The 12694-nt window shown below is 56.7% G+C and carries 12 protein-coding genes and 1 pseudogene; all 13 read left to right on the top strand.

The genetic code is table 11. The features are described 5' to 3' along the window. Positions 1–6 precede the first annotated feature (6 nt). The 13 genes and pseudogenes from OQH67_RS11190 (at position 7) to OQH67_RS13100 (ending at position 12617) form a co-directional block, all read left to right on the top strand. On the top strand, positions 7–792 hold the full coding sequence (locus OQH67_RS11190) for a glycosyltransferase family 2 protein (protein ID WP_215433919.1): 786 nt from the start codon (positions 7–9) through the stop codon (positions 790–792). Between the two features lie 52 nt (positions 793–844). Beyond that, entirely contained in the window at positions 845–1816 is a 972-nt protein-coding gene (locus tag OQH67_RS11185) for a glycosyltransferase family 2 protein (RefSeq protein ID WP_215433921.1), read from the top strand. After that, on the top strand, positions 1813–3015 hold the full coding sequence (locus OQH67_RS11180) for a glycosyltransferase (protein WP_215433923.1): 1203 nt from the start codon (positions 1813–1815) through the stop codon (positions 3013–3015). Before OQH67_RS11185 ends, OQH67_RS11180 begins: the two co-directional genes overlap by 4 nt. Then, the gene (locus OQH67_RS11175; protein ID WP_215433925.1) at positions 3012–4028 is read left to right on the top strand and encodes an acyltransferase family protein; all 1017 of its coding nucleotides are present in this window, start codon (positions 3012–3014) and stop codon (positions 4026–4028) included. Before OQH67_RS11180 ends, OQH67_RS11175 begins: the two co-directional genes overlap by 4 nt. A gap of 5 nt (positions 4029–4033) precedes the next feature. Then, complete coding sequence (locus OQH67_RS11170; RefSeq protein ID WP_215433927.1) at positions 4034–5344, top strand: glycosyltransferase family 4 protein; 1311 nt, start codon at positions 4034–4036, stop codon at positions 5342–5344. Between the two features lie 14 nt (positions 5345–5358). Further along, positions 5359–6621 (top strand): glycosyltransferase, encoded by a 1263-nt coding sequence (locus tag OQH67_RS11165; RefSeq protein WP_215433929.1) that lies wholly within the window; start codon positions 5359–5361, stop codon positions 6619–6621. Next, positions 6618–7844: an O-antigen ligase family protein gene (locus OQH67_RS11160; RefSeq protein WP_215433931.1), complete on the top strand. Its 1227-nt coding sequence runs from the start codon at positions 6618–6620 to the stop codon at positions 7842–7844. The genes OQH67_RS11165 and OQH67_RS11160 overlap by 4 nt, the downstream gene beginning before the upstream one ends. Next, positions 7841–8968, top strand: a complete 1128-nt coding sequence (locus OQH67_RS11155) for a glycosyltransferase (RefSeq protein ID WP_215433933.1) — start codon at positions 7841–7843, stop codon at positions 8966–8968. Before OQH67_RS11160 ends, OQH67_RS11155 begins: the two co-directional genes overlap by 4 nt. Positions 8969–8978: 10 nt before the next feature. Further along, on the top strand, positions 8979–10127 hold the full coding sequence (locus OQH67_RS11150; protein WP_215433939.1) for a glycosyltransferase: 1149 nt from the start codon (positions 8979–8981) through the stop codon (positions 10125–10127). Beyond that, positions 10124–10681 carry an LbetaH domain-containing protein gene (locus OQH67_RS11145; protein WP_067573569.1) on the top strand — a complete coding sequence of 186 codons (558 nt, stop codon included), beginning with the start codon at positions 10124–10126 and terminating at the stop codon, positions 10679–10681. Before OQH67_RS11150 ends, OQH67_RS11145 begins: the two co-directional genes overlap by 4 nt. After that, entirely contained in the window at positions 10674–11576 is a 903-nt protein-coding gene (locus OQH67_RS11140; protein WP_215433941.1) for a glycosyltransferase family 2 protein, read from the top strand. Before OQH67_RS11145 ends, OQH67_RS11140 begins: the two co-directional genes overlap by 8 nt. 8 nt (positions 11577–11584) lie before the next feature. Beyond that, a pseudogene (locus OQH67_RS13180) lies at positions 11585–12007 on the top strand (acyltransferase family protein); the annotation flags it as partial. A gap of 40 nt (positions 12008–12047) precedes the next feature. After that, entirely contained in the window at positions 12048–12617 is a 570-nt protein-coding gene (locus tag OQH67_RS13100; RefSeq protein ID WP_336296852.1) for an acyltransferase family protein, read from the top strand. The last annotated feature ends 77 nt before the right edge of the window (positions 12618–12694 follow it).

Here is a 12694-nt window from a genome sequence, read left to right as displayed (position 1 = left end):
CTTTTCATGAAAATCTCCATCATCACGGTCTGCTTCAACAATGCCTCCACCTTGCGCGACACCATGCGCAGCGTTCTGGGGCAAACCCATCCGGATATGGAATACATCGTCGTGGACGGCGCCAGCACGGACGGGACGGTATCCATTCTCCGGGAAATGGAACCCTTGTTCCGCAGCAGGATGAAGTGGGTTTCCGAGCCGGACGAGGGGATTTACGACGCCATGAACAAGGGCATCCTCATGGCTACGGGGGACGTGGTGGGCTTCCTCAACGGAGACGATTATTACCAGGACAACCGCGTACTGGAAGATATTGCACGCGCCTTTTCCGAAAACGGTACGGATGCCGTACATGGCAACTTGTCCTATATCAATTCCGAACGGAAGGTCGTCCGCACCTGGCAAGGCTCCCCCTACCGCCCCGGAGCGTTTCAGAGAGGCTGGAATCCGGCCCACCCCACCTTTTACTGCACCAGGGAATGCTTTGAGCGCTACGGCCTGTTTGATCCCTCCATCGGCAGCGCGGCGGACTTCGAGCTCATGCTCCGGTTTGTGGAAAAACACCATATTTCCACGCACTACCTGGACCGTTTCATGGTGTTCATGCGCACGGGAGGCTCCAGCACGGCAGGCCTCAAGGCAGTTCGTCGCAATACCAGGCAGAACAAGCAGGCATTCAGGAAAAACCGCATTCCCTGCCCCTGGCATTACGGAATCTCCCGTCTGGCTTCCAAAATCCTTTCCGTCAAGCACCCTTTTCTCTACCTGGCCAAATCCCTGAAAAAATCCTGATTCCCCAACCTCTGCTTCATCCGGAAAACTTCATGTCCATGCCTTTTTTCCAATGCTGATTTCCGCCATCGTTCCCGTTTACAACCTTGAGCATCTCGTCAGCCGGTGCCTGGATTCTCTCGTGCGCCAGACGCACGCAGAGCTGGAGATTATTTGCATTGACGACGGGTCCACGGACGGTTCCGCGGCCATCCTGGAACAGGCGGCACGGCAGGACAAGCGCATCCAGGTTATCGCCAAACGGAACGAAGGGCTGCCCATGGCCCGCAAAACGGGCATTGACCGGGCTTCCGGGGAATTCATCATCCATGTGGACGGGGATGATTATCTGGAACCGGATGCAATTGAAGGGCTTGCCGGACGCCAGCATGAAACGGACGCGGATATTGTCGTATCCGACTACTTCTCGGAAATGGAAGACGGTTCCGGAAGAAAGATGTGTACGGACTACCACTTTGACGTACTGGACGGAAAAACCTTTCTACGGGCGCTGCTGACGGAAGAGAAATACTTCATCTGGGGAAAACTGATCCGTACAAGCCTTTGCCGGGAAATTTCCATTCCGCACGACATCCATTACACGGAAGACATGGTCGGCATGGTCCAGCTCGCGGCGCTGGCCCGTACCGTCGCCAAGCTGGACCGGCCCCTCTACCATTACATCAAACGGTCCGGGGCCTTTACCCATGCGCCGGGCGCCAGGTCCTTCAAGGACTGGTACAGGGCGGTCCGCCTGACCGGCGACTACTGCCGGGCCCTCCCGGACGGCGCGCAGTTCCGCCAGCTTCTTCTGGACCGGGAAACCGTCCAGGCAGACGTCTATCTGCGGAACACCCGCACAACCGGCTATTACAGGAAGGACATCCGCTCCCTGGTCTGGAAGCTTCTGCTCCATTACCGGAACGAAGGGCGGCACGCCCTGGCGAAATTGCCGGGAAGCAACAGGCTGTTCCTGACGGCGGCCCTGATATCCCAGCGCCTGGCTTCATGCGCCCACACCCTTTACGCCAAAAGCAACAGATGACCCCCGCCAGGAAAAAAATCATCATCACGATGACCTACATGCATATAGGAGGAGCAGAACGCAGCCTTCTGGGGTTGCTGCACGCCATCGACTACACGCAGTACGACGTAGACCTGTTCCTGTTCAGCCATGAAGGGGAATTCATGGACATGATCCCTCCCCAGGTAAATCTTCTTCCGGAAATTTCCGCATACAGGACGCTTGTCGCCCCCCTGAACCTCCGGAATGGAAAGCACCGTTTCCTCTATCTGATGAAGAAACTGGGCATTCTGCTGGCGGCGGTCCGTTATAAAATGATGGGCAGACCGGTCCACGAACACGGCATCATGCAATACTGCCAGCGTCTCATGCTTCCGTGGCTTCCGGACATCAGCAACAGGCATTATGACCTCGGCATCAGTTTCCTCGGCTTCCATGACGTCATCTCGGACAAGGTAAAAGCCGATGTGAAGCTGGGCTGGTATCATACGGACTACGGAAGCGTCAGGCCATTCATGCGCATGGACGGAAAAATGTGGAACCGGCTGGATAAAATCGTCCTGGTGTCTGAAAGCGCCATGCAGTCCTTCCTCCGCAGCCATCCGGGCCTGGCGGCCAAGGCATGCGTCATTGAAAACATCCTGTCTCCCGCCTTTATCAGAAGCCAGGCACAAACTTCCCTCCCCGCCCCCGCAGGCCCGGAACAAGGCATATCACTTCTGACAGTAGGGCGTCTCTGCGAGGAAAAGGCCTATGACCGGGCCATGGATGCCTGCCGCATCCTGCTTGACAGTGGTTACCGGATCAAATGGACAGTCCTTGGAGAAGGGCATCTGGAATCCGTCTTAAGGGAGCGCATCAGTAAGCTGAACCTTCAGGACCATTTCATTCTGGCGGGAGCCGCGGCCAATCCGTATCCCTACTTCCGCCATTGCGATATTTATGTGCAGCCTTCCAATGTGGAGGGAAAATCCGTCTCCGTCCGGGAGGCCCAAATCCTGGGGAAACCCGTCATTGTCACCAGATATCCCACGGCCACCAGCCAGATTGAAGACGGCATTGACGGCATTATCACGGACATGAGCGCGGAGGCAGTGGCGCAGGCGGCGGCACGGCTTATCGACCATCCCGAACTGAGGCGGAGACTTTCCGGCAACTGCGCCGCCCGCGATTACGGAAACGAGGGGGAAATCAACCACATTTACCAGATGGTGCCATGAATGCCGACCTTCCCCATGCCGCTTCCGGGCGCATTTCCTATCTTGACTTCCTCAAGGGCTTTTCGGTCCTCTGGGTGGTCCTGATGCACGTCCATTACGAATATGACCCGGGGTGCATGCCGTCATGGATCACCCTGCCGTACTACATGCCCATCTTCTGCTTCGTTTCCGGCGTCTTTTTCAGGGAAAAACCATGGCATGAACTGATCGCGGCGAAGGCCAGAACCCTTCTGGTTCCCTTCCTCACGTTCTATCTGTTCACCCTGCTTCTGTACAAACTGCACGAACTGCTCCTCGCGCTTCATCAGAAAACCGGCTTCCGTCCGTTCACGGACAGCTTGTTCGGCCCCCATGCCGTTTATTCCTATCAGGTTCTGAACGGAGCGCTCTGGTTCTTCATAGGCCTGTTCTGCATCACCCTCCTTTATGCGTTTTTGAAAAAATTCCTTTCGCCCATCATGACTGTGGGCGCCAGCCTGGCGTGCTCCCTGGCGGGCCTGTTCCTGTGGGCGCGTCCGGAATACAACCCCATCACTCCTCTTTTCCCGCTTTCCCATATCCTGTATTTCCTGATTTATTTCACGCTGGGGGCCCTGTACGGTAAAAAACTGCTGCAACTGGTTGAAAACGGACACAGCAAATTTCTCCTGCTCCTCTGCATCATTCCCGTCGTGCTGATCAATGCCGGCTACGGACTTCTGCCCTGGATGCGCCTTCTCCCGTACATGGCCTGGCAAATGGTTTGCTCCGCATGTTTCATTGCCTTTTCCCTCTTGTGCGCCAAATACCTGGACGGAGTGAAACTATTGCGCCCCCTGCGCTTTTACGGGAAAAACTCCCTGATCGTCTTTGCCACGCACATGCCCATCTTCGGCCTGTACTACCACGCCTGGTTTAAAACGAACACATTCGGAAAAATCGGCTTTTTCATCCTCTTTCTCGGCATTGAGTACCTCCTGATCCTTTTCTTCAACCGGTGCTGTCCCAGGCTGATCGGCAAACGTCCCCAATGAAAGCCATGACGACAAACATCCCTACCCTGGCCATCTACTTCCCCTCCCTGGAAAACCTGGGGGGCATTGAACGCGTTGTGGAGGCGCAAACCCTCATCTTTGCCAAACACGGAATCCACGTCCTTCTCGTCACGGAACAACCCGTAGGCAAATTGCGCCCGTCCCTGGAAAACTACTGCCGGTTCGCCTGCCTCAGCCGGGAATCCTCCCGGAAGGACCAGTGGGAAAAAATCATCCGCGAACACCGTCCCTCCCTGGTCATTCTGCACGGCGCCTTTTATGCCGCTGCCATGGAAACGGCGGCCATCCTCCGCCCTCTTCCGGTCAAAACCATCCTCAATATCCATTTCTCCTTCCCTACCCCCCTCTACCTGACGGGGGATGAAGGGATGTATGATTCCCATCTGGAAACCGCCCGCCTCTGCGACGCCGTAGCCGTTGTTTCCGGAACAGACCGCCGGTTCTGGACTGCTCTGGGCTGCCGCGCCCATTACGTTCAGAATCCCGTCAGGCATGCGGCCTCCGCGCCTGTTCCGACTCCGCCGCGCTCCAGGCGCACACTGCTGTGGCTTGGGCGCCCCATGGAACCCAAAATGCCGGAAGAAGCCCTGTACATCATGGCGGAACTATTGCCCCGCGTGCCTGATGCCAGACTGGTCATGGCGGGAGGCCACGGGGCGGAATCCGGAAAACTCCTCCAATTAACCAAAGCTCTGGGCATCAGCTCCAGCGTGACATTCATCCCCGAACAGGCTGATGTGGAACCCCTTTATGCGGAAAGCGGCATCCATCTGCTGACCTCTCAGGCGGAATCATTCTGCCTGGTTCTGGCAGAGGCGAAGGCACGCGGCATCCCCACGGTCATGTATGATATTCCCTACCTGGAACTCCTGCACAACCGCCGGGGAGTGTCCGTCCTCCCTTATGGGGACCGGCGCGGCATGGCGGACAGGATAGCCGCCCTCATGCTGGACGAAGAATTGTACGCCCGCCAGAGTGAGCAGGCCAGAGAAAGTCTTCTGCCTTTCAATGATGAAGCCGTCTTCCAGACCTGGAACGCCATTTTCTCCGACCTTGCCGGACAGGAGGCCGCCCCGGAGGACATCCGCGAGGGACAACAGGCTGAGGAAGACCTGCGCCTGATCGTCTCCGAAATGTACCGGGCATGGAGCTACCGCATGGAAAAGGACTTATGGAAGATCGAATTCTGGAACAACCTGGAAAAAATGCTGGGGACGTCCGCCGCGGCCCGGCTCCGCAGATGGGGGGAAGCCCTGTTCCAGCGGCTTAAAAAACTGAAAAGGAGCATCAAATAACGGAGCTGCATTCCATGAAGCCGTATTACCTTGTCATCACTCCCTTTTTTCCCACGGAATCGTCATTCCGGGGGCCCTTCATTTATGACCAGGTACGGGCCATCAAAAAGACGGGGCGCTACCGGGACGTGCTCGTTTTCAAGCCGGCCTCCCCCTTCGACCGCCGCACCTCCTATGATTATAAAGGTATCACGGTGCGCCTTTTCCCTTTCCTCCAAATGCCTTCCCTGATCCTGAACGGCCTGACTAACGGGATCAACTCAGCCCTGTTCCTGAAAGCTTTCCGGCGCGCCGGTTTTTCCCCGGACCATATCGCCGTGGCGCACGCCCACACCTCCGTATTTGCGGCGTGCGCACTTTCCCTGAAAGCCGCCTCTCCACAGACCGTGGCACTGGTCCAGCATCATGACGGTGATCCCTACACCATCAGAAACGGCAAATTTGCCTCCTGCGCCTTCAATGCGCGCTACCGGGCGAAGAAGAACATCAGACTTTTCAACAGAATGGACTGCCACGTTTCCATCAGCAAATTCGTGGAGCGCCATCTTCTTGAATTCCCGGCCGTCAACCCCCAAGACTATTTCGAATCCTACCGTAACAGCCTGTCCCTGGTGCAGAACCTGCCTCCCATCACTCCCAAAAAATCGCTCATCCTGTACAATGGGGTGGACACCGGCCAATTTCATCCCTCACCCCGCCAGCGGAAGAACGAAAAGCTGACGATAGGTTGTGTGGGGAATTTCGTGGACCTCAAGGACCAGATCACCCTGGTCAAGGCGGTGGAACAACTTCTCGCGCGGGAACAGGGCTCCGGCATTTTACTGAAATTCATCGGAACCGGCCCCACCCTGGAAGAATGCCGCGCCTATGTGCGGGAGCACCGCCTGGAAAGCAGCATTACTTTTCAGACGGAAATTCCTCACACCGAACTGGCCGCCTTTTACCATTCCCTGGACCTCTTCGTGCTGCCTTCCTTCTTTGAGGGCTTCGGCTGCGTTCTGTTGGAGGCGCACGCCTGCGGCGTTCCCTTCATGACATGCTGCGGTCAGGGGGGAGCGGAATACATTCCCCCGGAAGACAAAGACAAATGGCTGTTCGCACCCCGTGACCATGACGGCCTGGCCGCACTCATCAGCCGGTTTGACAAGGAACGCTATCCGCAGAGCGTCTGCCATGAATATGACATCAACATCCTGATCACCCGTTTTCTGGACCAGATCGACCCGGCAGGAAGCGAACGAACGGAAAACGGAAACGGAGGACAAACCGGCCCATGAAAAAAATTCTGCAATATATCAGGAACCACGGCGCCTGGGCCTTTGCGTTCATGATTGCCATGGCCTCACCCATTCTGGGGCCCCTGGCCGCCTTGTCCCCTCTTTATCCGCTTGCCTTCGCGGCGGGAACAGCCGTCGTGCTGCTGACGAGAAACCTTCGTATCAGCCTGCCCATGGCCTTCCTTGTCCTAGCCTGCGCGGCAAGCATCATCCTGGCCAATCCGCTCCCCATTTTCCAACCCTGGGTGAGACTATGCTACAGCCTGCTCGTCTTCATCGTCCTGAGTCCTCTGCTGTCTTCCCCAACATTGGAGGAATTCCGCATCCGGCTTTATGAATGGGTCATGCGCCTGAGCGTTTTCATCGGCGTAGCCTCCTTTTTCTGTTACTTTGCAGGCATCAACTACATGACCACCTTTTACAAGGCCTCTCCCGGTACTGCGGGGCTTTTCGGCGGTCTGACCGTCCAGTCCATGCTTCTGGGCCCCATGGCCGGCGTCGGCTTCATTCATCTGCTGTACCGGACGCTGAAGGAGATGATGACTTACGGAACCTTGTCACTTCCCAGGTTGTTCATGATGTTGGCCTGCCTGTGTTCCGTTCTTCTTTCCGCCTCACGGGGCGCCTTCCTGGCCACGGCCGCCGCTTCGGGCTATCTATTCTTCATGTTCCTGAAGGACAAGCCGCATCAGTTGCTGAAAACAGGCGTCTGCCTGCTTCTTGTATCGGGAGCCGCCTATCCGCTCATGGGGCATTTTGCCTCCGGCATGATCTCCAAGCAGGAGGCCAATGAAAAATCGGGCGGAACCTTTTCCTCCCGGGAAATTTTATGGAACGACAGAAAACGTGAATTTCTGGACTCCCCCGTTTACGGAGTCGGATTCGCCTCCCAGCGCATTGTTTCCTATGCCGTTTCCCTGCGTACGGGGGTCATTGAACCAGGCACCTCCTACGGAGCCATCTTCGCCATGACAGGACTGTTGGGAGGCCTGCCCTTCATGTACATTCTCCTGACCAATATCCTGAAAAGGCCTTTTCCGCGACGGTATGGCGCTCCTGTCTCTCCGGCCCAGGCCACCCTCGTCTTCTTTTCCCTGCATATGGTAACGGAAGGTTATGCCTTTGCCGCCGGTGCGTCCCTGGGAGCCGTTTTCTGGTGCTCCCTGGGAGCCGCAGCCGCCTACCGCCACCAGATTCACACGCACCCTCTGGAAATACCATGACATTCATTTTCTGGCAAAACATCATCAGCCTCCACCAGGCAGCCTTTCTGAAAGCGCTGGCGAAGCGCCATGAGGTAATCCTCGTCGCGGAACAGCCTCTCACCAGGGAGCGCGCGGAAGAAGGCTGGGACCTCCCGGACATGGGGGCCGTGCGAACTGTCACAGAACCTGGCACCGCGCAAATCAACCGTCTTCTTGAAAAATACCGCGATTCCCTGCACTGCTTTTCCGGAATAGACGCTTTTCCCATGGTTTACCGCGCCTTCCGCCTGGCCTGCACGCAGGGAATACGCCCCCTTCTTTATCTGGAACCCTATGAATGGCGCGGCTGGAAGGGATTCCTGCGGCGGGTGAAATACACCGTTCACCGCCTGCGTTACGGAAAAAGCATCCGGGCCATCCTGACCACCGGTTCCCGGGGAAAAATCTGCTATGAACGGGCCTTCTTCTCCCCCGGAATCATTTTTGACTGGGGATATTTTACTGATGTCCCCCCGGATGACGCCTCATCCGGGGAAAAACGGAATGATGAAGAAGACGGCAGCGGCCTCCCCCGCCTCCTTTTTGTCGGCAGGCTGGACGGCAACAAGAGGATTCTTCCCCTGCTGGAGGAACTTATGCCGCTCCGGGACGGTTTTTCCCGCCTGGACATCATCGGCAGAGGGCCTTTGGAAACGGAAGTGAAGCGGCGCGCCTCTGCCTGCGCCCAATTCCATTTCCTTGGCGTAAAAACAAACCGGGAGGTTCAGGAACGGATGCGGACCGGCGACCTCCTCGTCCTGCCCAGTTTATATGACGGCTGGGGCACCGTCGTGAACGAAGCTCTGCAAAACGGCATGCGGGTTCTATGTTCCGACGCCTGTGGAGCTTCCGTCCTGCTGGACGGCTGCGTCCGGGGAGCCTCCTTCCCCGCCGCCAGCCGTGAAAACATGAGGGAAGCTCTCCGGCACTGGATTGCCGTAGGGAAAATCTCCCCTGAAACGCGCCGCTCCATTTCCGAATGGAGCATGGACCATATTTCCGGAGAGGCCGCCTCACGCTATTTTGAACAGATCTGCGGCTTCCTGCGCGGAGAAAGGGAAAAGCGGCCGGAAGCGCCGTGGATGGAAAAGGCAGAGAACTGAAAGACGGAACATGAACATTCTCCATACCATTGCATCACTCAACACCCGTTCCGGAGGGACAAGCACCTGCACCTACGATCTGGTGAAGGCCCTGAACGGAAACGGTTGCCGCACGGACATCCTCACGCTGTCCCCCGCCGACGCGTCAGACGTAATGATCGGGCAGGATTCCTTCATCCACGCCCTTCCGAACGATGCCGTTTCCCCCCTGTCCCTTTCCCGCGGCATGCGCGGCTTTCTGCATGGGGAAACGGAGTACGACCTCTACCATACCAACGGACTGTGGCAGGACGTCAACCATGCCACGGCGGCCATCGCCCGCGCCAAAGGAAAGCCTTGCGTCATTTCCCCGCATGGCATGCTTTATCCGGAAGCCCTTCTGCGCAGCAGGTGGAAAAAACGCCTGATGCTGAACCTGGGGCACCGCCGGGACCTGGAGCGGGCCGACTGCATCCACGTGACATGCCTCCGGGAAATGAAACATTGCCGCGCCCTCGGGCTTCTCAACCCCATGGCCGTCATTCCCAATCCCGTGGCCGTCCCCGGTTTTCTAGAGGAGCTGAACCGCCCCAATGACCGTTTCAGAATCGGCTTCCTGGGCCGCTTCCACCCCATTAAGAATATTGACCGCCTGATCCGTGCATGGAGCGTTGCCGGAAAGGCCGCGCAGGACGGAGAACTGGTGCTTGTGGGGGACGGTCCTGCCGAATACGTCTCCTACCTGCGTGATCTCGCCCGCACCTTGCACCTGGAGAACGTACGTTTTACCGGGTTTTTGACAGGACGTGCCAAATTTGAGGCGCTTGCCTCCCTGACAGCCCTGTTCGTCCCCAGCGAATCGGAAAACTTCGGGATGTCCGTTCCGGAGTCCCTGCTGGCGGGGACTCCCGTCATGGCCTCCCACGGGACGCCATGGGAAGACCTGTCCCTGCACAACTGCGGCTGGTGGAGGCCCAACGATACGGACACACTGGCGCAGACAATTGAGGAAGCGGCAGCGCTCAGCGGGGAGGACCTGAAAAACATGGGAGACGCCGGAAGACGGCTCGTGCTTGACCAATACACGGCTCCCCGCGTGGCAAAAAACATGACCCTTCTTTACGAATACCTCCTGCGCCAGCGGCCGGACCAGCCGGATTTTCTCTATTACCAGTCATGAATACTCAGCAAGTGGACCTCTCCAAATACCAAAATAAACTGGGACTGAAAAACAAAATGCAGCGGCTGCTCTGGCGCTGTGCCTGCCTGTTTTTCTTCCGGCCTTTCTTTCCCGGCATCCTGATGCCGTGGCGCCGCCTGGTTTTACGCTTTTTCGGCGCAAAAATGGGAAAAGGGGCGGTAGTCCATGCATCCGTGCGCATCTGGGCTCCCTGGAATCTAGAAATGGGGGAATTCAGCTGTCTGGCCGGAGACGTCGACTGCTACAACGTCGACAAGGTCGTGGTCGGCTCCCATACCACCGTCTCTCAAAAATCCTACATCTGCACGGCTTCCCACGACGTTACCCACCCCCGGCACCCTCTTGTCACGGCGCCCGTTTTCATTGAAGACCAGGCATGGATTGCCGCAGACGCCTTTGTCGGCATGGGAGTCCGCATCGGACAGGGAGCTGTCGTCGGCGCCAGGGCTGCCGTTTTCCGCGACGTCGCCCCGTGGACAATCGTGGGCGGCAACCCGGCCCGCTTCATAAAAAATCGTTCTCTCCATGATTGATCTCTCCGCCATCATCCTGACCAGGAACGAACAGGTGCATATCCGCCGCTGTTTGGAAAACATCCTTCCGCTCGTACGGGAGGTTTTCGTCATCGACTGTTTTTCCACGGATGAAACCGTCCGCATCTGTTCCTCCTATGACCGCGTGCATGTCATCCACCATGAATGGCCCGGCACACAGGCTGCGCAACTGAACTGGGCTCTTGATCATTTGCAGATCCGGACGGAATGGATTCTGAGGCTGGACGCGGACGAATACCTCCCGCCGGACACCAAAATCCATTTGGAGCGCATGCTTCCCTCCATGGAGGAGGATGTCTCCGCACTCTCTCTGGACCTTTCCCGTTATTTCCTGGGCCGTCCCATCCGGCACGGCACGCCGCCCGTCCGCCTGGTCCGCATTTTCCGGAAAGGAAAAGCCAGGTGCGAGGTGCGCGCCATGGACGAGCACATGGTGGTTCTGAAAGGCCGCGTATGGGACCTGAACGCCAACTTCGTGGATGACAACCTGAACAACCTGAGCTGGTGGACCCAGAAGCACGTCGGCTACGCCATCCGGGAAGCCGCACAATTGCTGGATCAGGAATACGGCCTGAGTTCGCCCAAAGAGCAATGCGGTTCCCTGAGCGGGCAAACGCTGAAAAAACGGGCCATGAAACGCACGTACGCCCGGCTTCCCCTTTTCTGGCGCGGATTCGCCTACTTCTGCTACCGCTACATCCTGCGCTTCGGCTTTCTTGACGGAAAGGAAGGATTTCTGTGGCATTTCCTGCAATGCTGGTGGTACCGGACCCTGGTGGACGCCAAGGTCATGGAAATCAAAAAAGCCTGCGGGGAAGACCCCGGAAAAATGAAAACATTCCTGAAAACGGAATACGATCTGGTTCTCGACTGACCTCCCTCATGAGTACGAAACGCGTTTTTTATCTGGACAACATCAGGTTTTGCGCCAGCTTCCTCGTCATCCTCGGCCACTCCCATCCGGAATATGCGGCGGGCATGTCCCCGGAGGGCCTGACCCAGGCAGGAATATGGCCTTCCCTGTTCGGATTGATGTCCTCACCTTCTTCCGAACTTTTCATGACCATATCGGGTGCTATTCTTCTGCCCGTCAGGATACCCGACAAGGAATTCTTCAAAAAAAGATTTTCCAAGGTTCTGTTTCCCCTTCTTATCTGGTCACTGATTTATCTCGCAGCCGGACTCGGTCCGAAAGACAGAACCGCCGTCGAATCCCTGCTTGCGCTGCCATTTACGCCGGTACTGGACGTATTCTGGTTCATGTACGTCATTTGCGGCCTCTACCTGTTCGCGCCCATCATCTCCAAATGGATCCTTGATGACAACAGAGCGTCCATGAGGTTCTATCTGGGTTATTTGGACGTTCATTTCCTTTCTTCCCCTGCTCAACCTCATTTCGCCCGGATTCTACAACTCCCAGGGCAGTCACTATTTTGTTCTCAACAGCTTCGGCGGTTTTCTGGGCTACATGGTATTGGGTACCTATCTGAAGCGCTACCAGACGTCCGTCAGCAGAAGCAGGTTTTTGACATGCTGTGCAGCCGTCCTTTTATTCAGCGCCCTTCTCTTCGTGCTCAGGTCTTTCTTGCACATTCTTCCGGCCGGTTTCATTTACGACAACCTCTGCTTCATCTCCATTGTGTACGTTTACACCATATTCACCATCATCCAGTACGCTTCCAGGTTCATCACCCGCGTTCAGCCCGTGTTTACGGAACTGTCCAAACATTCCTTCGGCATTTATCTTTCCCACATCCTCATTATCCATTTCATTACCCAGCCGCTAATATCCTCCCTGGCGCTTCCGCCTTATGCAGCCATCCCGCTGATGGCCGTCATTACCTATCTTTGCTGCTACATTTCCATCAAACTGTTGACTTTCCTTCCGAAAAGCAAGTACATCGTAGGCATATGAAAAGTCCGGCCCCCACGACTCCATGTTCCCATCCCTGTCTCCCGGCATTGAACATTCAGCCGTGACAAGGGGAAAAG

Origin of the sequence: Akkermansia biwaensis (genome assembly GCF_026072915.1) — a bacterium.
Lineage (GTDB): Bacteria > Verrucomicrobiota > Verrucomicrobiia > Verrucomicrobiales > Akkermansiaceae > Akkermansia > Akkermansia biwaensis.
The sequence above is the reverse complement of the archived record's forward strand: the minus strand, read 5'-3'. Positions and strand labels throughout refer to the sequence as shown.

Coding starts and splice junctions, on each gene's coding strand:
- OQH67_RS11190 (WP_215433919.1), top strand. CDS start 7: ATGAAAATCTCCATCATCACGGTCTGCTTCAACAATGCCTCCACCTTG.
- OQH67_RS11185 (WP_215433921.1), top strand. CDS start 845: ATGCTGATTTCCGCCATCGTTCCCGTTTACAACCTTGAGCATCTCGTC.
- OQH67_RS11180 (WP_215433923.1), top strand. CDS start 1,813: ATGACCCCCGCCAGGAAAAAAATCATCATCACGATGACCTACATGCAT.
- OQH67_RS11175 (WP_215433925.1), top strand. CDS start 3,012: ATGAATGCCGACCTTCCCCATGCCGCTTCCGGGCGCATTTCCTATCTT.
- OQH67_RS11170 (WP_215433927.1), top strand. CDS start 4,034: ATGACGACAAACATCCCTACCCTGGCCATCTACTTCCCCTCCCTGGAA.
- OQH67_RS11165 (WP_215433929.1), top strand. CDS start 5,359: ATGAAGCCGTATTACCTTGTCATCACTCCCTTTTTTCCCACGGAATCG.
- OQH67_RS11160 (WP_215433931.1), top strand. CDS start 6,618: ATGAAAAAAATTCTGCAATATATCAGGAACCACGGCGCCTGGGCCTTT.
- OQH67_RS11155 (WP_215433933.1), top strand. CDS start 7,841: ATGACATTCATTTTCTGGCAAAACATCATCAGCCTCCACCAGGCAGCC.
- OQH67_RS11150 (WP_215433939.1), top strand. CDS start 8,979: ATGAACATTCTCCATACCATTGCATCACTCAACACCCGTTCCGGAGGG.
- OQH67_RS11145 (WP_067573569.1), top strand. CDS start 10,124: ATGAATACTCAGCAAGTGGACCTCTCCAAATACCAAAATAAACTGGGA.
- OQH67_RS11140 (WP_215433941.1), top strand. CDS start 10,674: ATGATTGATCTCTCCGCCATCATCCTGACCAGGAACGAACAGGTGCAT.